The sequence below is a fragment of the Pseudonocardia halophobica genome, assembly GCF_050948485.1.
In the GTDB taxonomy this organism is placed as follows: Bacteria; Actinomycetota; Actinomycetes; order Mycobacteriales; family Pseudonocardiaceae; genus Pseudonocardia; species Pseudonocardia halophobica.
In genome coordinates this window covers 2285889-2306398 of sequence record NZ_CP192046.1, presented here as the reverse complement: position 1 = coordinate 2306398, position 20510 = coordinate 2285889, and the positions used below count along the sequence as shown (strand labels likewise).

Below are 20510 nucleotides of genomic sequence, written 5' to 3'. Positions count from 1 at the left end.
CACCATTCGAGCGGTGCCGAGCGTCAGGCCGTCCTTCCGGCGGCGGGATCCGCGTGGCGACGGGCGCGGGAACCGGCGGCGACGATCGGGATGATCGCCAGGGCGACCACCCCTCCGGCGACGGCGAGCGCCGGGTAGCCGGCCGCGGCGACGACGAGGCCGGAGGCCAGCCCACCACCGGCTCCGGCGACGGCGATGCCGACGTCGACGCTCCCCTGCGTGGCGGCGCGCCGCTCGAGGGGCACGGCGTCGGTGATGATCGCGGTCCCGCTCACCAGGCCGAGGTTCCAGCCCAGACCCAGGAGGGCGAGCGCGAGGGCGAGCAGGACCACGGAGTCCGTGGGTGCGGCGGCGGCGAGGACACCGGCGGCCAGCAGGGTGATCGCGGACAGCGCCGCGACGGCGAGGCGGCCGTACCGGTCGACGAGCCAGCCGCTCAGCGGCGAGGGCAGGTACATGGCGGCGACGTGCACGGCGATGACGGCCCCGGCCGCGCCGACCCCGTGGCCGTGGGCGGCCATGTGCACCGGGGTCATCGTCATGATCGCGACCATCACGAGCTGGGTGAGCACCATGACCGAGGCGCCCAGGGCCACCCCGCCCGGCTCGGCGCCTCCGGCCCCCGCCGTTCCGGCTGCCTCGCGCGAGGTGGGCGACGGTCCGACGGACTCCGACGAGATCGCTGCTGCGGCGGCGCGTTCCCGGGCTAGGTGCAGCGGATCGGGGCGCAGCAGGAGGCCGAGGACGAGGGCTGCGAGGAGGTAGGCGGTGCCGGAGAGCAGGAACGGCCCGGCCAGCGGAGGGATGCCCCACGCGGTCGCGAGTCGTCCCGTCGGGGAGACCAGGTTCGGACCGAGCACCCCACCGAGGGTGGTCGCGACCAGGACGGTGCTGACCGCGCGGCCGCGCCGGGCCGGGGCGGCGAGATCGGCACCGGTGTAGCGGGCCTGCAGGTTGGTCGCGGTGCCCGCGCCGTAGACGACCAACGCCGCGAACAGCAGCGGGACGCTGTCGGCGACCGCGGCGAGGACGACCCCGGCGCTGCCTGCGGCGCCGACCGCGTAACCGGTGGTCAGGCCGGGCCGGCGGCCGAACCGCTGCGAGAGCCGACCGACCCCGGCGGCCGCCGCGGCCGAACCGACGGTGAACAGCGCGATGGGCAGCCCGGCCAGGCCGGTCGCCCCGAGCATGTCCTGGGCCAGCAGGGCGCCGACGGTGATCCCGGCCGCGAGCCCGGCGCCGCTGAGGACCTGGGCCAGGACCAGGGTGCGGAGGATGCGGCGCTGCTCCGGCGGCTCCGTCGACGCCGGGCCGTGGTCCGGGCTCCGGGTGCGATCGTGGTCCTGCCGGTCGGTCATCGACCGGGCTCGCCGACGACGGGCCGCCCGGACAGGCGCCACTCCAGGAAGCCCTCGGTCAGGCGCACCGCGCGCCGCCCGTGCGCGGCGAGCAGCCGGACCGCGTCGTGGGAGAACACGCACAGGGCGCCGCGGCAGTAGGCGACGATCTCCTGGTCGACGGGGATCTCCTCGAGCCGGTCGGCGAGCTCGCCGATCGGGATCGACACCGCGCCCGGGATGTGCCCGGCGGCGAACTCCGGTCCGGGCCGCACGTCGAGGACCACCGCCCGCCCGTCGGCGACCCGGCGCAGCAGTTCCTCGCGGGTGATCTCCTCGGTGTCGTCCGGGCCGAGATAGGCCTGGGCGGCCGGTCCGACGTCCGCGACGCGAGCCCCGGCCACCTCCCGCAGCCGCAGCCACAGTGCGGCGACGTCGTCCCCGGCCAGGGCGTACTCGATCGTCGTGCCGTGCCGGGTCGTGGTCACCAGGCCGGCCTGCTTGAGCGCCTGCAGGTGCGCCGAGGCCGTCGTCAGGCCCAGCCGCGCGGTCGCGGCGAGGTCGGCGACGCTGCGCGGGCCCTGGGCGAGCAGGTCCAGCAGCTCCAGGCGCTTGCCGTGCCCCAGCGCCTTCCCGACCCGGGCGAGGTGCGTGAACAGCGCCCCCTTCGCGGTCTCGTCCGACACCGGCCTCAACTCCTCCACAACTCCATGGATTACTGTAACATCGCTGCCCCGGTCGGTCCGGCGGAGAAGGTGGGAAGCGATGGTCACGCCGACGGAGGTCCGCGTCCACGCCGTGGTCGACGAGGGGCTGGGCAACTCCAGCTACCTGCTCGACCTGGGCGACGGGGCGGCGCTGGTGGTCGACCCTCCGCGGGATCTGCGCGCGGTGCACAGGCGGGCCCGCGCCGAGGGGCTGCGGATCCGGTTCGTCGCGGACACCCACCTGCACGCCGACTTCCTCTCCGGCGCGGTACAGCTCGCACACGACGAGGGGGCGACCGTGCTGGCCTCGGCCGCCGGCGCCCGGCGGTTCCCGCACCGCGGGCTGCACGACGGCGACGAGGTCGACCTCGGCGGGCTGCGGCTGACCGCGCTGGCCACCCCGGGACACACCGACGAGCACGTGTCCTTCCTGATCTCCGACGGCGCCGCTCCGGCCGGGGTGTTCACCGGCGGGTCGCTGATCGTCGGCTCGGCCGCGCGGCCCGATCTGCTCGGCCCGAACCGCACCGACGAGCTCGCCCGCGCCCAGTTCGCGTCGCTGCGCCGGCTCGCCGCCCTGCCCGCGGCGACGACCGTGTGGCCCACGCACGGCGCCGGGTCGTTCTGCTCGGCCCCGCCCGGGGTGCAACGCACCTCGACGATCGGCCGTGAGCTGGCCACGAACCCGCTGCTCCGCCTGGACGAGGAGCAGGGCTTCGTCGAGGCCCTGCTCGGATCGTTGGGCAGTTACCCCGACTACTTCCGCCGGCTGGGCGAGATCAACCGGCAGGGCCCGGCCGTCCTCGACACGGAGCGCGCCGGCACCCTCCCCGCCTTGTCCGCGTCGGCGGTCCGGCGCCTGCGCGCGGAGGGCGCGACGCTCGTCGACGTCCGTCCGGTCGTCGAGTACGCCGCGGCACACATCCCGGGCTCCCTGTCCGACGCGCTCCGCGCCCAGTTCGCCACGTGGCTGGGCTGGGTCGTTCCCGCCGACAGCGACATCGTCGTCGTCCGCAACCCGGAGCAGGACCCGGCCGACATCGTCTGGCCCGCCCTCGCAATCGGCATGGAACGGATCGTCGGGGAGCTGGCCGGGGGGCTCGACGCCTGGACCGCCGCCGGGTACGACATCGCCGCCACCCGCGTCCTGCGCTCGGAGCAGCTCGACCCCGCGGGCCTGCGCGTCCTCGACGTCCGGCAGACCTCCGAGTACCTCGCCGGGCACCTGCCGGGCGCCGGACACCTCGAGCTCGGTTCACTCACCGGCCGAGTCTGTGAGCTCGTTCCCGCCCCGACCGCGGTGATGTGCGGGCACGGCGAACGCGCCGCCACCGCGGCGAGTCTCCTCGAGTCCGCCGGGCACCGGGATCTCGCCGTCGTCGTCGGCGGTGCCCAGGACTGGGCCGACGCCGGCGGGGGTGCACTGGTCACCGGACCCCGAGCCGAACCCGTCACCGACTCCGCTCCCGCCCAGGAGGAGGCGCGCTGATGCGCGGGTCCACGAGGGCCGGGCCCGTACCGGTCCGGCTCGGGCTGCGCGAGAACCTCGGCCAGTTCACGCTGCTCGCCCTGGTCAACCTCCTCGTCGGAGGCATGGTCGGCCTCGAACGCACGGTCACCCCGCTGGTGGGGGCGCAGATCTTCGGGCTCGGCGATCTCACCGTCGCCCTGTTCGTCATGGCCTTCGGCGTGACGAAGGCGGTGACCAACCTCGTCGGCGGCGCGGTCGTCGGCCGGTACACCCGCAAGAAGGTCCTCGTCGCCGGCTGGATCGTCGGCCTGCCGGTGCCGTTCCTGCTCGCCTTCGCCCCGAACTGGGGTTGGGTGATCGCCGCGAACGTCCTGCTCGGCGTGAACCAGGGCCTCACCTGGTCGATGACGGTCAACATGAAGATCGACCTGGTCGGGCCGGCCCGCCGCGGCCTGGCCCTCGGGATCAACGAGACCGCCGGCTATCTGGGCGTCGCCGTCACCGCGCTGGCGACCGGCTACCTCGCCACCACCTACGGGCTGCAGCCCGCGCCCGAGCTCCTCGGCGCCGCCTACGCGATCGCCGGGCTCGCCCTCACGGTGACGCTCGTCCGCGACACCAGCGCCCACGCCAGGCTGGAGGCCGAGCAGCACCACGCACACCGGCGTTCCGACGAGCAGGACCCCGGCGGCCGCTCCGGGGCGACCGCCGCCCCGGGCCTCGGTACGATGTTCGCCGAGCTCACCTGGCGCGACCGGAACCTGACCTCGATCAGCCAGGCCGGTCTGGTCAACAACCTCAACGACGGCCTGACCTGGGTCCTGCTCCCCGTCCTGCTCGTCCAGGCCGGGGTCTCGGTGGGCGGGGTCGGCGTCATCAAGGCCCTCTACCCGTTCATGTGGGCCGTGGGCATGCTGGGCACCGGCCCCCTCGCCGACCGGGTCGGCCGCAAGATCCCCGTCGTCGCCGGGATGGCGATCCAGGCCGTCGGACTGCTGATCATCGTGCTCGGTCTGTCCCGGGCCTTCCTCGCCGGGATGGTCGGCTCGTTCCTGCTCGGGGTGGGCACCGCGCTCGTCTATCCCGCCCTGCTCGCCGCGATCAGCGACGGCGTCCACCCGGCCGCGCGCGCGGCCGCCCTCGGCGGCTACCGCTTCTGGCGTGACATCGGCTATGCCGTCGGAGCCCTCGTCGGCGGCGTCACCGCTGCCCTGGCCTCCCTCGAAGCCGCCGTCCTGGTCGCGGCCGGGCTCACCGCCGCGTCCGCGGTGTGGAGCCGGCTGGCCATGCGCAGCGACCGTCACCGCAGGTGAGCACGGTGCCGTCAGTCGCCGATGCGGCCGGCGAGCTCGGGTAGCCCGGGCCCGGACAGCTCGGGAGTGATGCCGCGGCGGCCGGCGAGCGCCATGAGCAGGGCCTCCCCGGGCCCGGTGACCTCCGGCCCCTCGCCGGTGGTCCAGTCGAGGTCGGTCGCGGTCAGGGTCAGCCCGCGGATGCGCTTCCTCGCCCGGATCGGCGGTGCGGTCCTGGCGTAGTCGAGGACGACCTCGAGCCGCTCGGCCGGGATGGAGCGGGGCAGGCCGAGGGGGCGCCGGACGTCCTGCTGGTGGATCATGCCGTCGGTCAGGGCGATCCGGCCGCCGAAGCCGGCGGTCAGCCCCCTGGGCTGCAGGTTGTGCTTCGCCAGGGCGATCAGCTCGTCCGGGCCGCGGTCGGCGTAGGCGGCGACCCCGATCTCGTTCGCCCGTCCCGGTCCGCCGCGCAGGAACCGCCCGACCAGCTGGGGGCGGCTGAGCTCGTCGTAGCTGAACATGTGCGCCACCACCTCGCGGACGCACCACTCGCTGCACAGCGTCGGGGCCTCCCACTGCTCCGGGGTGAGCGCGACCAGCAGGTCGACCAGTTCGCCGCGCTCCTCGCGGGCCATCGCCATCGTGTCCACGGTGTCCATCGCGGCGTCAGTCCTGCTCGGCGACGGTCTTGGCGTACCCGTCGAGCAGCAGCGCCCAGCCGCCGCCGCCGTTGATCGCGTCGTTGATCGCCTGCCCGCCGTCGAGCCGTTCGAAGTGGCGGTGCTCGACCTCGACGACGCAGTCCCCCGGCCCGGCCGCGGTGAACCGGGCCTCGATCTCGCTCGCCTTCTCCGGGTCGGGGTCGAACCGCCAGGAGCCGTTGATCTGCCAGGTGAGCACCAGCCGGTGCGGCGGCTCCCAGACCAGCACCCGTCCCCAGTCGCACTCGCTGCCGTCGACGCCGCGCTCGAACCAGCGCCCGCCCACACCCGGCTCGAGGACGACTTCCGCCAGCTCGGCCTGCCCGATGTGGTACTGGTGCGGCCACCAGGCGTTCACCGAGCCGGTGAACACCTCGAACGCCCGCTCGACCGGGACCGCGAGACCGACCGTGCCCGTGATGGGCGGGATCGGGGCCGTGCCGCTCATGGATGCTCCTCGACGTCCTCGGGCCGGGACTCCGGGCCCGGCGTGGTGGCCTCGGCGGTCTTCTGGAAGTCGGTCAGCGCGGCGCTCCAGACCCCGTCCAGCCACGTCCGCAACGCGCCGACGCCCTCGGGGTTGAGCCGGTGGATGCGCCGCGTCCCCTCGGCGCGGCTGACCACCAGCCCGCCCTCGCGCAGCACCCGCAGGTGCTGGGACACCGCCGGCCTGCTGATCGGCAGCTCGTCGGCCAGCTCCTGCACCGAACTGGGCCGGCGCGCGAGCAGCTCGAAGATGGCGCGCCGGCTGGGGTCGCCGAGGAGCCCCAGCCCCGCATCTCCGTAAGCCGACACAAACGGTAAGCATAGACGCACGGAGCTGGTCGTCAAGCCCGTGGACGCGACCCGGTCCCCGGCCAGTTGGCGCATGAGCCGGCGGTCATCTGGGACCGACCGCCGTCGTGCACGCACACGAACAGCACCGACGGCCGGGAAGAGCCGAGTCGGCGTCGCTCATGGCTGGGCGGGTTGGGCGGTCAACTCGGTGATGAGGTCGCGGACGCGGCGGTCGATCTCGTCGCGGATGGGACGAATCTCGGCGGCGGTCTTGCCGGCGGGGTCGGTGAGGTCCCAGTCGAGGTAGCGCTTGCCGGGATGGACCGGGCAGGCGTCGCCGCAGCCCATGGTGATGACGACGTCGGCGGCGCGGACCACGTCGTCGGTCAGGGGCTTGGGGAACTCCTGGGACAGGTCGAGCCCGACTTCGCTCATGACCTCGCGGACGGCGGGGTTGATGGTGTCGGCGGGGGCGGAGCCGGCGGAGCGGACGTTGACCGCGCCGTGGGCGTGGTGGTGCAGCAGGGCGGCGGCCATCTGGGAGCGGCCGGCGTTGTGCACGCAGACGAAGAGGACTTCGGGGACGGTCTTCACGATGACTCCTTGGGCCTGCGCGAGGGCGTGAGCCGGTCGGTGGCGAACCACCGGCGTCGGCGGGCGGCGAGCGAGACGTAGACCAGGGCGACGAGGACGGGCACCTCGATCAGCGGGCCGACGACCCCGGCGAGGGCCTGGCCGGAGGTGACCCCGAAGGTCGCGACGGCCACGGCGATGGCGAGCTCGAAGTTGTTGCCGGCCGCGGTGAACGCCAGGGTCGCGGAGCGCTCGTAGCCCAGGCCGACGGCCTTGGCCAGGGCGAGGGAGCCGAACCACATGATCGCGAAGTAGGCCAGCAGCGGCAGCGCGATCCGCGCGACGTCGAGGGGCCGGGAGGCGATGGCGTCGCCCTGCAGGGCGAACAGGATGACGATGGTGAACAGCAGGCCGTAGAGCGCGAACGGCCCGATTCGCGGGATGAGCTTCTCCTCGTACCAGGGGCGACCCTTGGCCTTCTCCCCGAACCGTCGGGTCAGGTACCCGGCGACCAGTGGGATGCCGAGGAAGATCAGCACGGACCTGGCGATCCGCCAGGCGGAGACGTCGAGGTCGGTCTGGGGCAGGCCGAGCCAGCCGGGCAGGACCGAGAGGTAGAACCAGCCGAGGCCGGCGAAGGCGATCACCTGGAAGATCGAGTTGATCGCGACGAGGACGGCCGCGGCCTCGCGGTCGCCGCAGGCGAGGTCGTTCCAGATGACGACCATGGCGATGCAGCGGGCGAGCCCGACGATGACCAGCCCGGTGCGGTACTCGGGCAGGTCCGGGAGCAGCAGCCAGGCCAGGGCGAACATCAGCGCCGGCCCGAGGAGCCAGTTGAGGACCAGCGAGGCGATGAGCAGGCGGCGGTCGCCGGTGACGGTGCCGAGGCGGTCGTAGCGGACCTTGGCCAGCACCGGGTACATCATGATCAGCAGCCCGAGGGCGATGGGCAGGGAGATGCCGTCGATGGCGATGGCGTTCAGCGCCGGGCCGAGGCCCGGGATGGTGCGGCCGGCGAGCAGGCCCAGGGCCATCGCGGCGAGGATCCAGACCGGCAGGAACCGGTCGAGCGTCGAGAGCCGCTTCGCGACCGGGGCTTCGGCCGGGTCGGTCGTGGTGGTGTCGCGGGCGCTGCCGGGGGTGGCGCTCATGCGGGCAGTCCACCGTCGTCGGGGGCGCAGGTGCTGGCCAGGGGCGTGCCGAGGGGGACCAGGACGTCGGCGAGTTGGCCGATGACCTCGGGGCGGGCGCGGTAGTAGACCCAGGTGCCGCGTCGTTCGCTGGTCACCAGGCCGGCGGTGCGCAGCACCTTGAGGTGGTGGCTGATCGTCGGTCCGGTCAGCTCGAACGCGCCGCTGATGTCGCACACGCAGGCTTCCCCGCCCTCGTGGGCGGCGATCAGCGACAGCAGTCGCAGCCGCACCGGGTCGCCGAGGGCTTTGAACGCGGCCGCCAACTCGACGGCCTCCTCGGCGTCGAGGGCCTGGCTGGTGGCCGTGGAGGACACCAGGAGCGGGAGCGGTTTCGACACTCGTCTATCTTCACGAGTGTCGAATCCGCTCGGCAAGCGAACAGCGTGTGAACTTCGACGCTCGTCGAAGCCGCCGCCCGAGGCCAGCTCGCCCGTTCCGGTCTCAGTCGCAGAAGCAGGCCCGTCCGGTGCGGCGCAGGCCAGCAACGTCGGACGGTTCGCCGGGTGTCGCCGGGTATCCGTGTCGGCGCCGGGGCGGTCACGTCGGATCGCCCGGTACGCGGCCGCGGACGATGGCGGACACGGCGTGCAGGTGGACGCGGTGGGTCTCGATGATCTCGACGTCGACGAACCCCGCCCCGTGCAGGGCACGGGTGAAGTCGTCGCGGGTCAGAGCGCCGGCGATGCAGCCGGTCCACTGCTGCGGGTCGTCGCGGGTGGCCTGGTCGATGTCGGGGTCGGCGATGACGTCGGAGACGGCGAGGCGTCCGCCCGGGCGGAGCACGCGGGCCGCCTCGGCCAGGACGACGGTCTTGTCCGCGGCCAGGTTGATCACGCAGTTGGAGATGACGACGTCGACCGAGCTGTCGGGCAGCGGGATCTGCTCGAGGTAGCCCTGCAGGAACTCCACAGTGGCGACCCCTGCTTCGGTGGCGTTGCGGCGGGCGAGATCGAGCATCTCCGGGGTCATGTCCAGTCCGATCACCCGGCCTTCGGGTCCGACCCGGCGCGCGGAGATCAGGACGTCGGTGCCGGCGCCGGAACCGAGGTCGAGCACCGTCTCCCCCGGGTGCAGCTCGGCGACCGCGGTCGGCACGCCACAGCCCAGCGACGCGGAGACCGCCGTGGCGGGGGCCCCGGCCGCCTCGTCGCCGTAGAGGACGCCCCCGAACACGGCGTCGGCTGCGGTCGTGCCGCAGGTGCTGGTGCCGCAGCTGGTCGCCTCGACCTGCCGGGCCTGGTCGGCCTCGCCTGCGGCGGAGCGGCGCGCGGCGGCGGCGTAGTGCTCCCGGACGCGGTCCCGGATGCCCGGGTCGGTGGCGCTGTCGGGCGCGCCGGCGGGTGTGGTGGTGTTCTGGGACATGGCGGCACCTCCTGGTCGGGATCAGCGGTGATCCACCTCGTCCGGGCCGGCTTCGGATGCGGGTGGCCTCGTGGACGAGACGTCGGAGTGTCGGGGCCCGGAGGGGGCAGAGCCCCTGCGGCGGGGAACGGTGCCGACGGCGAGGAGCGCAGCCAGGCCGGCAACGGCGGCGAGCAGGACGAACACGACGGGGTAGCCGCCGAGCGCGACGGCCAGGGCGGCCCCGGCCCACGGTGCGAGCGCGGTGGCGATCATCGACGGGGCGGAGACCAGCCCGTTGAGCCGTCCGTAGTGGGCCGCGCCCCAGCGGTCACTGACCGCGGTGGCCTGCAGCAGGGTGAAGATCCCGCGGGCGGCCCCGGCGAGCATCGCCGCGGCGATGAGCAGGAACTCGGGCCCGGGCAACAGCCCGAGCAGCAGCGTCGCCCCGGCGGAGAGCGCGAGGATCACCACGGCGCGCATTCGCACCGTCAACGCTGTGGCCAGGCGGCCGTAGCCGAGCCGGCCGAGGACCTGGCCGAGCCCGCCGAGCCCGAGTGCCCAGGCCGCGTCGGAGGTCGACAGGCCGCGCTCGATCAGCAGCGGCACCTGGTTGACCACGACCGCGAACGCGGCGAACGTGCCCAGCGCGATCGCCGGCACCAGCAGCAGGAACGCCCGGCTGCGCACGACGTCGCCCGGGGCGTGTGTGTCGGTGTGGTGCTCGGCGTGGTCGGGGTCGGGCCACGGGCCGCGCAACCCGAACAGGTGGGCCGGGATGGTGAGCGCGGCGAGGATGACCGCGAGGACCAGGTAGGTGTGTCGCCAGCCCAGCGCGCCGAGCAACGCCGCGGTGAGCGGTGCGAAGATCGTGCTGGACAGCCCGGCCAGCAGGGTCAGGGCGGTCAGCGCACGCACCCGCCGCGGCCCCCACCAGCGGGTCAGGGCGGCGAACGCGGGCGGGTAGAGGGTGCCGGCCATCGCGACCCCGGCCAGCACCCACGCGGCGAAGAACAGCGGCAGGTTCGGTGCGAGCGCGATCCCCACCACCGCCGGGACGCCCAGGATCGAGCCGGCGGTCATGACCGGGCGGGGTCCGATCCGATCAAGCCGGCGCCCGGCCGGGATCCCCACCAGGGCCGAGACGACCAGCCCGGCTGAGAACCCGGCGGTGATCGTCGAGACCGACCAACCGGTGTCGGCGGCGATGGAGGGAGCCAGGACGGGGAAGGCGTAGTAGAGCACGCCCCAGCTGACGATCTGGGTCACGCACAGCACGACCAGCACCCGGCGCAACCCCCCGGTGCTCAGGTTCTGGCTCGGCCTGTCCGCATGCGTGTCCGAGTTCGGCACCGTTGCTCCTCCTCGCCCCCGGCGCCCGCCACCACCGCCGGAGGACGGCCAGGCGTCGGGCGGGCGCTCCGCGTCGACGGTCGACGTCGACCGCCCTCGATCGCTACCGTGCGCCGAGGGTGACCTCGACCGGGCCGGTCGATGCCCCGCAGCAACCACCGTCACTGCCACTGGCCCCGGCGTCGGCATCGGGATCGTCGAACACTCCGGCCCCGCCGCACACCCCCGTCTCGGGCAGCACCAGCTCCACCCGCTCGGCGGCCTCGTGGTCCCCGGCGATCGCGGCGACGACGGAGCGGACCTGCTCGTAGCCGGTCAGCGCGAGGAAGGTGGGGGCGCGCCCGTAGCTCTTCATCCCGACGAGGAACACGCCCGGCTCGGGCTGGGCGAGCTCGCGGGCCCCGTGCGGGTAGACGGTGCCGCAGGAGTGCACGTTCGGGTCGATCAGTGGCGCCAGTGCCCGTGGGGACTGCAGGGTCGGGTCGAGGTCGAGACGGACCTCCGAGAGCCACGACAGGTCCGGGCGGAACCCGGTCAGCACGACCACCTCGGCGATCGGGTCGAGCCGGCGGCCGTCCTCGCCGACCAGGACGACCCCGTTCTCGGCGGACTCGACGGCGGTGGTGCGGAACCCGGTGACGGTGCTGATGTGCCCGGCCTCGGCCGCGGCGGCGGCCCGCCTGCCCAGCGCCCCGCGGGCGGGCAGCTGGTCGGTGTCCCCACCACCGAAGGTGTTGCCGATCTGCCCGCGCCGCAGCAGCCACGTCACGTGCGTGCCCGGCTCGGCCTCGGCCAGCTCGGCGAAGGCCACCAGCGCGGTCAGCGCCGAGTGCCCGCTACCGGCCACCGCCACCCGCTTGCCCGCATACCTGGCCCGCACCGCAGGGTCGGTCAGATCGGGCACCTGGTAGGCGATCCGCTCAGCGGCAGCCTTCTCCCCGATCGCCGGCAGCCCGTCGCCGCCGAGCGGATTGGGGCTCTGCCAGGTCCCGGAGGCGTCGATGACCGCGCGGGCGGTGATCCGCTGCTCTCCCTCCGGGGTCTCGACGTGCACGCTCAGCGGCTCGCCCTCACGGCCGGCGTCGACGACCAGGTCCCGCCCGCGCCGAGCCACCCCGACCACCCGAGAGCGATAGCGCACCGCCTCGCCGAGGACATCGGCCAGGGGCTGCAGGTAGCGCTCCGCCCACTCCCGGCCGGTCGGGTAGGAGTCCGGCTCCGGGGACTGCCAGCCGGTCGGGGCCAGCAGCTTCTCCCCCGCCGGATCGACCAGCTCCGCCCACCGGGAGAACAGCCTCACGTGATGCCACTGCCGCACACTCGCCCCTGCCCGCTCCCCCGCCTCGAGTACGACCGGGGTCAGTCCCCGCTCGACCAGGTGCGCCGCGGCGGCCAGTCCCGCCGGCCCCGCCCCCACGACGACCACCGGCAGCCCCGTCGCCGCTGCCTGTCCTGCCGGTCCTGCCTGTTCTGGCTCGCTCATGACACCCTCCATCGACGAACTTCGATGCTTGGCGTCGGACTGTATCGACGGACGTCGATTGACGCAACCATCGATGTGGGTCGATACTCTGGCGTCATGAGCGCGAGCGTGTCCTCCACGGCCCCGGTGACCCCGGGCATGGTGCTGCCCCTGTCGGACGTGTCGAACCCGGTGGCCGCGACACAGCTGTCCCCGCACGACGCGGCCACCTACGCCGACTGGTTCGCCTGCCTCGCCGAGCCCACCCGGGTGCGCCTCCTGCACGCCGTTGCGGTCGCCGGGCACGAGATCACGGTCGGGGAACTGACCGAGCAACTCGGGATCAGCCAGTCCACCTGCAGCCACCACCTGCGCAAGCTCGCCGACGTCGGCTTCGTGGCCATGCGCAAGGAGAAGACCGCCACCCTGGTCTCGGTCAATCCCGCCTGCTGCACGGGCCTACCGCACGCCGCCGACGCGGTGATGGGGATGCTCGGCCCGCGCCCGTGCTGCCCCACCGACCTGCCCGTCCACGTCACCGTCCGCCCCATGCAGGCCGGCGACTGGGCCGCGGTGCGGCGGATCTACGCCGAGGGCATCGCCACCGGCGACGCCACCTTCGAGACCGAGGTGCCGGAGCGGCGCGAGCTCGACCGCAAGTGGCTGCCCCAGCACCGCTGGGTCGCCGAACTCGACGGCCAGGTCGTCGGCTGGACCACCCTCGCCCCGGTCTCCACGCGCCCGGTCTACGCCGGCGTGGCCGAGTCCTCGATCTACGTCGCCGAGGGCCTGCGCGGCCGCGGCATCGGCAAAGCGCTGATCCACAAGCAGGTCACCGCCGCCGACGCTGCCGGGCTCTGGACCCTGCAGACCGCGATCTTCCCCGAGAACCGCGCCTCCATCGCCCTGCACCAGTCCGCCGGTTACCGCACCCTCGGCCTGCGCGAACGCATCGGCCGGCACCACGGCATCTGGCGCGACACCGTCTTCCTCGAACGCCGTCGCGCCACCGACCCCGCCTGACCCACATCCTTCTCCGACCGACCCGACGCCGCGTGGCCGGCGGACCATCGACACCTGCCCGGCGCACCTGAACCACGGGTAGGGCAACACTGTCGCCAGCCCGGATCGAACATGCACTCGGCGTGTTGCGTCCCGAGCATTCGCCGACCGGTAGCTGTCTCACACACCTGACTCACCGCTCGCGCAGAGCCTTGTTCCGCTCGGTCAGGGTGGCAAGGAGGCGCCGACTCGCGCTGATGCGCTCACGCGTCTCGGCCAGGACACGACCGACGACGTCGGCGTGTCGTGCGTACGATGCTCGGCTCTTCTCCGCCTGTTGCCGGACGAAAGGGAGATCGAGGCGGAAGTCGATCCGCTCCCGGTCGATCGCCGCCTCTTCGCGATCGGCTGCCGATCTGTCCCGGTCCTCCGCCGACGACCTCCTGTCCTCGGCGGCGGCCAACCGATCTCGCGAGGACGCCCGCCGGTCACCGGCTGCGGCGCCCAGGACGGCCGCCTGTCTGGTGAGGACGGCGATGATCTCGTCGAGCAGAGCCTCCAGCGCGTTCCTGTCCTCGAGCGCCCGACGAGGGTCCTGCTCGCCCTCAGGGGATGTCCCCTCGGATTCCAGAGGCAGGTGCCGAGCGGGGGCCACACCGTCGATCCGGTCGAGCCGGTCGAGGATCTCGGCACGCAGCGCTGACAGCCGCTCGGTCAGCTGATGCAGCTGGGCGGCCATCCGGGCATCCCGGCGCCGGGCCAGCTGATCCCGCGCCCCGGCGTCGCCGTCGCGAACAGCGGAGTCTTCGTCGCGATGCTCGGCAACCTCGTCGCGACCGGTCGCGATCGCGTCCCGCCGGTAGGCGTCCGGGCGTGGGTCTCGCAGCTCGTCCGGTTCAGCCATGGCGTCTGCTCCTTCGGCACGAATCCGAAGACTCCCGGCGCGGTCCACGGTAGTGGACGACTCCATCGTGGTGCACGGTTGAGCGGGCAGTGACCGGTCACCGCGGTCCCGCGCGAAGAACATGCGGCCGCCGGCCCTCGACAGGGCTACTCCTCGACAGCTGCTTCCTGCATCTCGTCGGCCGCGGCGTGGTCCTCCCGGGCCGCCCGACGATGGGCCGCGCTGCGGTCGGCTCGACCGTGCTCGTCGTGCACCTCGGCCACGTGCTCGTGCACGGCTGCGGACTCCTCGTGGCGCTCCGCCGCCCGCTGGTGCGCGTCCGCGGCCTTCTCGTGCGCCCGCTCGGCATGCGCTTGCGCTTCCGCCGCCTGCTCGGCCGTGGAGCCGTGGCCTTGCCCAACCCGATGCTCGATCTCGGCCCGCCGTTCCTTCAACTGGTCGATGCGCTCGTCGATCTCGTCCCTGCGACGCCGCAAGGCTGCCGCCAGATCGTCCGGCTCCTCGACGGAGTCTGACGACCGGGCGCTGTGGTCGGGGTCGGACGTCACACGGACAGCGAACGCCGCGCGCCACTCGCCTGCAACCGCTGGCACTTCGGACCCGCCCCACGCCCGTGGCCGAATGCTGAACGCCGCTCGATCGTGGGGGCGCGATCGTGAAAAAAAGGCCGGATCAGGCCTGTGAGCTGGGGAGAAGCTCCTCCGACTGGACTCGAACCAGTAACCCTGCGATTAACAGTCGCATGCTCTGCCAATTGAGCTACGGAGGACCGCCGGCCTGCGAGCGGGATCCGCTCGCTGACAGGGGAAACCCTACAACACCCGTTCCGGCGCCCCCGCACCCCCCTCCCCCGCCCTGGGCAGCGTCGGTCCGGGGCTCTGGGGCAGGATGGCGGGGCAGGCGATCACGACCGTCCCCCGTGGAGGCGACATGCTCAAGTTCCTGCTGGGTGCCGCGGTCGGCTACGTGCTGGGCGCGAAGGCCGGTCACGAGCGCTACGAACAGCTGCACCGCACCTACCAACGCGTCGCCGACCACCCCGCGGTCCAGGGCGCGGCCGGGGTGGTCCGGGCCCGCGTCGAGCAGGTCGTGAAGGGCGGCACGCACGACCCCGGCTCGAACGGGTCGGCGCGCTGAGCCGAGCCCGCCCCCCGCGCGGGGCGGGGCTGTACCTGCGGCGCGTCGAGGTCGACGAGCCCGAGGCGGGCTGGGGCCACTACCCGTTCGCCCTGCCCGTGGTCGCCGCCCTGCGCGGACGACGGTTGGAGTTCGGCCCGGGCGTCACGTTCCTGGTGGGCGAGAACGGGTCCGGCAAGTCGACGCTCGTCGAGGCCATCGCCGTCGCCGCCGGCTTCAACGCCGAGGGCGGTTCGCGGAACTTCGCCTTCGCCACCCGGGCGAGCGAGTCCTCGCTGGGCGGCTCGCTGCGGATCGGACGGGCGCCGGGCAAGGAGCGCTCGTCGTTCTTCCTGCGCGCCGAGTCGTACTACAACGTCGCCACGGAGCTCGAGCGCCTCGATCGTGAGCCGGGAGGCGCGCCCCTCCTACCTGCGTACGGCGGCGTCTCCCCGCACGAGCGCTCGCACGGCCAGTCCTTCCTCGACCTGCTGACCCACCGCTTCCGCCCGCGCGGCCTCTACCTGCTCGACGAGCCCGAGGCCGCCCTGTCCACGAACGGCCAGCTGGCGGCGCTCGCCCGCATCCAGGACCTGACCACGCAGGGCTCGCAGTTCCTGATCGCCACCCACTCGCCGATCCTCCTCGCGCTCCCCGGCGCGCGGATCCTCGAGATCGGCGACGACGGCGGCCTGCGCACCGTCCCCTACGACTACGCCCTGCCCGTCCGCACCACCCGGGACTTCCTCGCCGATCCCGCGCGGACCCTGCGTCACCTGCTCGGCTGAGCCACCCGGCTGCGGAAGGTCCGCCGGTACGCCGTCGGCGAGACGCCCAGCTCCGCCTGCAGGTGCAGCCGCATCGAGCCGGCCGTGCCGAACCCGGCCCGCTCCGCGACGTCGTCGACGGACAGGTCGCTCTCCTCCAGCAGCGTGCACGCCCGCTCGATGCGCTGCCGCGTGAGCCACTGCCCCGGTGAGGTGCCCATCTCGTCCCGGAAGCGGCGGGTGAAGGTGCGGGTGCTGGTGGACTCGCGCGCCGCGAGCTCCCGCAGCGTGACGGGCCGGTGCAGGTTGTCCAACGCCCACGACCGCGCCCGGGCCGTCGACGACACCGCGGGCTCGGGCACCGGGCGTCGGAGGTACTGGGCCTGCCCGCCGTCCCGGTGCGGCGGGACGACGGTGCCGCGCGCGACCTCGTTGGCCACCGCGGCGCCGTGGTCGGTGCGGATCATGTGCAGGCAGAGGTCGATCCCGGCCGCCTCGCCGGCCGACGTGAGCACGCCCCCGGAGTCGGTGTAGAGGACGTCGGGATCGAGGTCCACCTGGGGATGCAGCTCGCGGAACCGGGCGGCGCACTTCCAGTGGGTGGTGGCCGGGCGCCCGTCGAGCAGCCCGGCCGCGGCCAGCACGAACGAGCCCGTGCAGATCGACGCGATCCGCGTGCCGGTCCGGATCCGGGCCAGCGCCTCGGCGAGCCCCGCGGGCGGCGGCGCGGGCTCGTAGTCGAGGTCCGACGCCGGGACGATCACGGTGTCGGCGGTGTCGAGCACCTCCGGCCCGTGCTCCACCAGGACGGGGAAGTCGGCGTCCGTGCGGACCGGCCCCGGGACGAGCGTGCAGGTCACGACCTCGTAGAGCGGCCGGCCGGCGGTGTCGCGGGCCTGCCCGAAGAGCCGGTGGACGATCCCGAGCTCCATGGGCAGCAGCCCGTCGCGCACGAGGACCGCCACGATGTGCCGCCGAGTCATGGCCCGATCCTCGCACATACTGTCCATCGAGCCACTCGTCCGACGGGCACGCGGGGCCGACGATCGGGACATGGACGTTCTGTGGGTGGTCGCGCATCCGGAGCCGCGCTCGTTGACCGGCGTGCTGGCCGCGGAGGGCCGCGCGGCGCTGGAGGAGCAGGGAGACCGGGTCGAGGTGTCGGACCTGTACACGATGCGCTGGGACCCGGTGCTGAGCCGGGAGGACTACGGGCTCCGCGCGGACGAGCGGCTGTTCGTCTCCGCCGAGTCCCGGCGGGCGCACGACGCCGGGACGCTGCCGTCGGAGATCCGCGCCGAGCAGGAGAAGCTGCGCCGGGCCGACGCGCTGGTGCTGCAGTTCCCGCTGTGGTGGTTCGGGATGCCCGCGATCCTCAAGGGCTGGGTGGACCGGGTGTTCGTCGACGGCTTCGCCTACGGCGTGCGCGGCCCCGACGGGCGCACCCGCCGCTACGGCGACGGCGTGCTCGCCGGGAAACGCGCCCTCGTCGTCACGACGACCGGGGGCCCGGACTCGGCGTTCGGGCCGCGCGGGATCAACGGACACGCCGAGGAGCTGCTGTTCCCGCTGCTGCACGGCACGCTCTTCTACGCCGGCGCCACGGTCCTGCCGCCGCTGCTCGTCCCCGGCGCGGACCGGTTCACCGAGGCCGACCGGCTCCGCGCCGGCGCGGCCCTGCGCGAGCGGCTCGCCGGCCTCGGGACCGACGCCCCGCTCCCCTTCCGCCCGCAGCACGGCGGGGACTACGACGAGCACCTGGTGCTCCGCCCGCACCTCGCCCCCGGGCAGGCGGGGCTGTCGGTGCACACCGCCGACATCCCCGAGGTCCGAGCGGCGGGCTAACCGGCGAGCGGGCGGGGCGGCTCCCCCGCGGCGGCGGACACCGCGGCGTCCGGGCCGAGCCGGCGGGCCTGCTCGCGGAGCCGGCCCAGCTCGCGGGCGACGTCGGCCGCGCCGGTCGGCAGGCCGGGCGGCTGACGCAGCCAGGCCGTCGCGACCCGCGGCGCCCGGTGCGCGGCGAGCGCGGCGCGCAGGGCGGCGTCGAGCGCGGGCGGCGCGCCGAGATCGGTGACGATCACGAGGTCGTCGCCCGTCCCGTGCGCGGCGCTGCTCCCCGCGAACCGGGGCAGGACGTCGGTCACCGCGCGGGCCACCCGCCGCAACGCGTCGACGACGGCGTCGAACCCGCCGTGCAGGGTCAGCGCGGCCAGATCGGCGGTGACCAGCCCGATCCCGGCGCCCTGCCCCGCGAGCAGCCGCTGCTCGAGAGCCTCGGTCAGCGCGGGCACGCCGGGCAGGCCCGTGACCGGGTGCAGGGCGAGCGCCCGGTCGTACTCGAGCGCCGCGACCGCGCGGAGCAGGTCGCCGATCCGCTCGACGCCGCGGCAGCGCCCGTACCCGTCGACGAGCGCGATGTCGTCGTGGGCGCGGCGGGGGTCGCCGAGCTGCAGCGCCTCGCGCGGTTCCGCGTCGAGCGGCAGCACCCGCGCGGGGTCGGCGAGGTCGCGGACCGGCCGCTCGGCGTGCAGGGCGTAGCCGAACCGGGCGGAGACGGCGAGCAGGAAGCGGGTGCGTTCCAGCATCGCGACCGGCCGCTCCGACGCCGTGGTCAGCACGATGCCCGCGAGCTCCGGCGAGTCCTGGAACAGGGCACGGGCCTCGGCGCCGGTCGCGGTGTCGCGCAGCATCACGGCCGGGCGGGCGAAGTCGCCCAGCACGGGCCCGACGGGATCGGCGCGGGCCGGGCGCACGTGCGGCGTCGGGGCGGGCAGCGGGGCCGCGAGCCGGTCGACCGGCCGGCGGCCCGGCGCGCCCAGGAGCGGACCGCAGCCGCGGCGGACACCGTGCCGGCGGAAGGCCTCCAGGTCGGCCGCGGTCGCGATCCCGGCGGCGACCAGCTCGGCGCCGGTGCGTCGGCACAACCGCGCCACGGCGTCGAGCACGACCTGACCGCCGGGGTCGGCGTCGACTGCGCCGGCGAGCTCCGGGTCGAGGGCGACGACGTCGGGCGCGAGCCGGGCGATCAGCGCGAGCGGGTGGTCGGCCGGCCCGACCTCCCCCACCCCGATGCGGTGGCCGCGGGACCGCAGCACGCGGAGGCCGGCTTCCACGTCCGCGTCGGCCGGGTTGCCGATCGGGGCGGCGATCCGGACCACGACGTCCCGCGGGGCGAAGCCCGCGTCGCGGACGGCGGTGTGCAGCGCGGCGAGCGCTCCGCCGTCGTCGGCCACGGTGTCCGTCAGCAGCGTGACGTGCAGGGGGACGCCGAGGCCGTATCCGCCGGCCCGCCGGATCCCGGCGGCCGCGGCGCCGACGTCGAGGGCGGCGCGGCGGTCCGTGCGGGCGGCCGCCGCGACCACCCCGGCCATCGCCCCGTCCCGCGGCCGCGGCACCGCCTCGACGGCCACCACCGCGCCGGTGGCCAGGTCCGCGATCGGCGCGAACAGGGGGCGGATGCCGTCCGCCCGGCTGTACGAGGCGGCCCACGCCGCGGGGTCGTCGGGCCCGTCCTGCGCGATCGTCATGCCGTCCCCTCCACCGCTCGGGCGACCGGTCGCGGTGCCGCCCCGGTCGCGGGCGCCGCGACCGTCCCCGATGGACGGAACGGGGGCCGGGCCGTCCCCCTCCCGGTGGGTGGCCGGGAGGTGAACGGACGGAGATCACATCAGGCGGGCTGTTCTGGTTCACCCGGGACACAGCGTTCGGACAGGGCCTTCAGGCCTTGTGCGCCACGGCGAAGAGGCGGCGGAAGGGGAACCAGGTGGTGCCGTCGGCGGAGGCCGGGTAGGCCGCGCGCAGGCGCGGGGCCAGCCGGTCCGCGAACCGGGCGTACTCCGCCTCCCCCAGCGCGTCGCGCACGGGACGCAGTGCGGTGCCGCTGATCCAGTGCAGCACCGGGTCCTCGCCGGTGAGGCGCTGAAGGTAGGTCGTCTCCCAGACGTCGGCGGCCGCGCCGGTCGCCGCGAGGAGCTCGGCGTACTCCGCCGGCTCGGCCACGGCGGCCTCACCGCGCAGGACGATCGGCTGCTCCCACTCCGCGGCGAGCTCGCGCACCAGCGCGTGCGAGGGGGCCTCGAAGTTGCCCGGGACCTGCATCGCGAACGTGGCCCCCGCCGGCAGCGCCTCGATCCACCGCGGGATCAGCGCGGTGTGGCTCGGCACCCACTGCAGCACCGCGTTGCTGACCACGAGGTCCGTGTCGGGCGCGGGCGTCCAGTCCTCGGCGGCCTGCAGCCGGGCGTCGACGCCCGAGGCGCGGGCCGCCTCGACCATGTCCGGGGACGAGTCGAGTGCCTCGACGACGGCGCCGGGCCACCGCGCGGTCAGCACCGGGGTGAGGTGGCCGGGGCCGCAGCCGAGGTCGACCACCCGGCGCGGGTCGGTCGTGCGCACCCGGGCCAGCAGGTCGTGGAAGGGGCGGGCGCGGTGGTCGTCGAAGTCGAGGTAGAGGGCGGGGTCCCAGGTCGTCACCATGCGTCCTCCCAGGTCGGCTGGGGTCGTGAGTGCGA

22 protein-coding genes and 1 tRNA gene are annotated in these 20510 nt (G+C 74.4%); 6 read left to right on the top strand and 17 right to left on the bottom strand.

Annotated features, from left to right (window positions below):
- Positions 1–23: 23 nt before the first annotated feature.
- Entirely contained in the window at positions 24–1358 is a 1335-nt protein-coding gene (locus ACQP04_RS11070; protein WP_433506959.1) for an MFS transporter, read from the bottom strand.
- Positions 1355–2023: an ArsR/SmtB family transcription factor gene (locus ACQP04_RS11065; protein ID WP_433506958.1), complete on the bottom strand. Its 669-nt coding sequence runs from the start codon at positions 2021–2023 to the stop codon at positions 1355–1357. The genes ACQP04_RS11070 and ACQP04_RS11065 overlap by 4 nt, the downstream gene beginning before the upstream one ends.
- 79 nt (positions 2024–2102) lie before the next feature.
- On the opposite strand from ACQP04_RS11065, the gene ACQP04_RS11060 reads away from it, so the two are divergent.
- Both ACQP04_RS11060 and ACQP04_RS11055 read left to right on the top strand, forming a co-directional pair.
- Complete coding sequence (locus ACQP04_RS11060; protein WP_433506957.1) at positions 2103–3533, top strand: MBL fold metallo-hydrolase; 1431 nt, start codon at positions 2103–2105, stop codon at positions 3531–3533.
- On the top strand, positions 3533–4828 hold the full coding sequence (locus ACQP04_RS11055) for an MFS transporter (RefSeq protein WP_433506956.1): 1296 nt from the start codon (positions 3533–3535) through the stop codon (positions 4826–4828). The genes ACQP04_RS11060 and ACQP04_RS11055 overlap by 1 nt, the downstream gene beginning before the upstream one ends.
- Positions 4829–4839: 11 nt before the next feature.
- Here the strand turns inward: ACQP04_RS11055 and ACQP04_RS11050 are convergent, their stop codons facing one another.
- From ACQP04_RS11050 to ACQP04_RS11010, 9 genes are all read right to left on the bottom strand, one after another.
- Positions 4840–5466, bottom strand: coding sequence for a maleylpyruvate isomerase family mycothiol-dependent enzyme (locus tag ACQP04_RS11050; RefSeq protein WP_433506955.1), 627 nt, complete (start codon positions 5464–5466; stop codon positions 4840–4842).
- Between the two features lie 7 nt (positions 5467–5473).
- Positions 5474–5956 carry an SRPBCC family protein gene (locus tag ACQP04_RS11045; protein ID WP_433505467.1) on the bottom strand — a complete coding sequence of 161 codons (483 nt, stop codon included), beginning with the start codon at positions 5954–5956 and terminating at the stop codon, positions 5474–5476.
- Positions 5953–6303 (bottom strand): ArsR/SmtB family transcription factor, encoded by a 351-nt coding sequence (locus ACQP04_RS11040; RefSeq protein WP_433505466.1) that lies wholly within the window; start codon positions 6301–6303, stop codon positions 5953–5955. Before ACQP04_RS11040 ends, ACQP04_RS11045 begins: the two co-directional genes overlap by 4 nt.
- A gap of 159 nt (positions 6304–6462) precedes the next feature.
- Positions 6463–6879, bottom strand: coding sequence for an arsenate reductase ArsC (locus ACQP04_RS11035; protein ID WP_433506954.1), 417 nt, complete (start codon positions 6877–6879; stop codon positions 6463–6465).
- On the bottom strand, positions 6876–8012 hold the full coding sequence (gene arsB / locus ACQP04_RS11030) for an ACR3 family arsenite efflux transporter (protein ID WP_433506953.1): 1137 nt from the start codon (positions 8010–8012) through the stop codon (positions 6876–6878). The genes ACQP04_RS11035 and arsB overlap by 4 nt, the downstream gene beginning before the upstream one ends.
- A complete protein-coding gene (locus ACQP04_RS11025) occupies positions 8009–8392 on the bottom strand; it encodes an ArsR/SmtB family transcription factor (RefSeq protein WP_433506952.1) in 384 nt (127 codons plus the stop codon). The genes arsB and ACQP04_RS11025 overlap by 4 nt, the downstream gene beginning before the upstream one ends.
- Positions 8393–8591: 199 nt before the next feature.
- Entirely contained in the window at positions 8592–9416 is an 825-nt protein-coding gene (gene arsM / locus ACQP04_RS11020; RefSeq protein WP_433506951.1) for an arsenite methyltransferase, read from the bottom strand.
- Positions 9417–9437: 21 nt separating this feature from the next.
- The gene (locus ACQP04_RS11015) at positions 9438–10748 is read right to left on the bottom strand and encodes an MFS transporter (RefSeq protein ID WP_433506950.1); all 1311 of its coding nucleotides are present in this window, start codon (positions 10746–10748) and stop codon (positions 9438–9440) included.
- 103 nt (positions 10749–10851) lie between these two features.
- A complete protein-coding gene (locus ACQP04_RS11010; protein ID WP_433506949.1) occupies positions 10852–12231 on the bottom strand; it encodes an FAD-dependent oxidoreductase in 1380 nt (459 codons plus the stop codon).
- A 138-nt stretch (positions 12232–12369) separates the two neighbouring features.
- Between ACQP04_RS11010 and ACQP04_RS11005 the strand changes: the two genes are divergently transcribed.
- On the top strand, positions 12370–13233 hold the full coding sequence (locus ACQP04_RS11005) for a helix-turn-helix domain-containing GNAT family N-acetyltransferase (protein ID WP_433508345.1): 864 nt from the start codon (positions 12370–12372) through the stop codon (positions 13231–13233).
- 172 nt (positions 13234–13405) lie between these two features.
- Here the strand turns inward: ACQP04_RS11005 and ACQP04_RS11000 are convergent, their stop codons facing one another.
- From ACQP04_RS11000 to ACQP04_RS10990, 3 genes are all read right to left on the bottom strand, one after another.
- Positions 13406–14116 (bottom strand): hypothetical protein, encoded by a 711-nt coding sequence (locus ACQP04_RS11000; protein ID WP_433506948.1) that lies wholly within the window; start codon positions 14114–14116, stop codon positions 13406–13408.
- A 146-nt stretch (positions 14117–14262) separates the two neighbouring features.
- Positions 14263–14664: a hypothetical protein gene (locus tag ACQP04_RS10995; protein WP_433506947.1), complete on the bottom strand. Its 402-nt coding sequence runs from the start codon at positions 14662–14664 to the stop codon at positions 14263–14265.
- A 148-nt stretch (positions 14665–14812) separates the two neighbouring features.
- A tRNA-Asn gene (locus ACQP04_RS10990) sits at positions 14813–14885 on the bottom strand.
- Positions 14886–15046: 161 nt separating this feature from the next.
- Between ACQP04_RS10990 and ACQP04_RS10985 the strand changes: the two genes are divergently transcribed.
- Both ACQP04_RS10985 and ACQP04_RS10980 read left to right on the top strand, forming a co-directional pair.
- Positions 15047–15253 (top strand): hypothetical protein, encoded by a 207-nt coding sequence (locus tag ACQP04_RS10985; protein ID WP_037043979.1) that lies wholly within the window; start codon positions 15047–15049, stop codon positions 15251–15253.
- 98 nt (positions 15254–15351) lie between these two features.
- Positions 15352–16020 (top strand): AAA family ATPase, encoded by a 669-nt coding sequence (locus ACQP04_RS10980; protein WP_433506946.1) that lies wholly within the window; start codon positions 15352–15354, stop codon positions 16018–16020.
- Here the strand turns inward: ACQP04_RS10980 and ACQP04_RS10975 are convergent.
- Positions 16005–17009 (bottom strand): GlxA family transcriptional regulator, encoded by a 1005-nt coding sequence (locus ACQP04_RS10975; protein ID WP_433506945.1) that lies wholly within the window; start codon positions 17007–17009, stop codon positions 16005–16007. The two genes, ACQP04_RS10980 and ACQP04_RS10975, sit on opposite strands and share 16 nt — an antisense overlap.
- A 43-nt stretch (positions 17010–17052) precedes the next feature.
- Between ACQP04_RS10975 and ACQP04_RS10970 the strand changes: the two genes are divergently transcribed.
- Positions 17053–17844 carry an NAD(P)H-dependent oxidoreductase gene (locus ACQP04_RS10970; RefSeq protein ID WP_433506944.1) on the top strand — a complete coding sequence of 264 codons (792 nt, stop codon included), beginning with the start codon at positions 17053–17055 and terminating at the stop codon, positions 17842–17844.
- On the opposite strand, the gene ACQP04_RS10965 is transcribed toward ACQP04_RS10970, so the two are convergent.
- Together ACQP04_RS10965 and ACQP04_RS10960 are read right to left on the bottom strand one after the other, a co-directional pair.
- Positions 17841–19526 (bottom strand): EAL domain-containing protein, encoded by a 1686-nt coding sequence (locus tag ACQP04_RS10965; RefSeq protein ID WP_433506943.1) that lies wholly within the window; start codon positions 19524–19526, stop codon positions 17841–17843. The two genes, ACQP04_RS10970 and ACQP04_RS10965, sit on opposite strands and share 4 nt — an antisense overlap.
- Positions 19527–19716: 190 nt before the next feature.
- Positions 19717–20475, bottom strand: coding sequence for a trans-aconitate 2-methyltransferase (locus ACQP04_RS10960; RefSeq protein ID WP_433506942.1), 759 nt, complete (start codon positions 20473–20475; stop codon positions 19717–19719).
- Positions 20476–20510: the final 35 nt, after the last annotated feature.

What these genes read in the sequence shown, in the direction of transcription:
- ACQP04_RS11050 (WP_433506955.1), bottom strand. Translation starts at nt 5,466, where the DNA reads ATGGACACCGTGGACACGATGGCGATGGCCCGCGAGGAGCGCGGCGAA.
- ACQP04_RS11010 (WP_433506949.1), bottom strand. Translation starts at nt 12,231, where the DNA reads ATGAGCGAGCCAGAACAGGCAGGACCGGCAGGACAGGCAGCGGCGACG.
- arsM (WP_433506951.1), bottom strand. Translation starts at nt 9,416, where the DNA reads ATGTCCCAGAACACCACCACACCCGCCGGCGCGCCCGACAGCGCCACC.
- ACQP04_RS10975 (WP_433506945.1), bottom strand. Translation starts at nt 17,009, where the DNA reads ATGGACAGTATGTGCGAGGATCGGGCCATGACTCGGCGGCACATCGTG.
- arsB (WP_433506953.1), bottom strand. Translation starts at nt 8,012, where the DNA reads ATGAGCGCCACCCCCGGCAGCGCCCGCGACACCACCACGACCGACCCG.
- ACQP04_RS11070 (WP_433506959.1), bottom strand. Translation starts at nt 1,358, where the DNA reads ATGACCGACCGGCAGGACCACGATCGCACCCGGAGCCCGGACCACGGC.
- ACQP04_RS11060 (WP_433506957.1), top strand. Translation starts at nt 2,103, where the DNA reads ATGGTCACGCCGACGGAGGTCCGCGTCCACGCCGTGGTCGACGAGGGG.
- ACQP04_RS10965 (WP_433506943.1), bottom strand. Translation starts at nt 19,526, where the DNA reads ATGACGATCGCGCAGGACGGGCCCGACGACCCCGCGGCGTGGGCCGCC.
- ACQP04_RS11000 (WP_433506948.1), bottom strand. Translation starts at nt 14,116, where the DNA reads ATGGCTGAACCGGACGAGCTGCGAGACCCACGCCCGGACGCCTACCGG.
- ACQP04_RS11055 (WP_433506956.1), top strand. Translation starts at nt 3,533, where the DNA reads ATGCGCGGGTCCACGAGGGCCGGGCCCGTACCGGTCCGGCTCGGGCTG.
- ACQP04_RS10985 (WP_037043979.1), top strand. Translation starts at nt 15,047, where the DNA reads ATGCTCAAGTTCCTGCTGGGTGCCGCGGTCGGCTACGTGCTGGGCGCG.
- ACQP04_RS11045 (WP_433505467.1), bottom strand. Translation starts at nt 5,956, where the DNA reads ATGAGCGGCACGGCCCCGATCCCGCCCATCACGGGCACGGTCGGTCTC.
- ACQP04_RS11005 (WP_433508345.1), top strand. Translation starts at nt 12,370, where the DNA reads ATGGTGCTGCCCCTGTCGGACGTGTCGAACCCGGTGGCCGCGACACAG.
- ACQP04_RS10960 (WP_433506942.1), bottom strand. Translation starts at nt 20,475, where the DNA reads ATGGTGACGACCTGGGACCCCGCCCTCTACCTCGACTTCGACGACCAC.
- ACQP04_RS10970 (WP_433506944.1), top strand. Translation starts at nt 17,053, where the DNA reads ATGGACGTTCTGTGGGTGGTCGCGCATCCGGAGCCGCGCTCGTTGACC.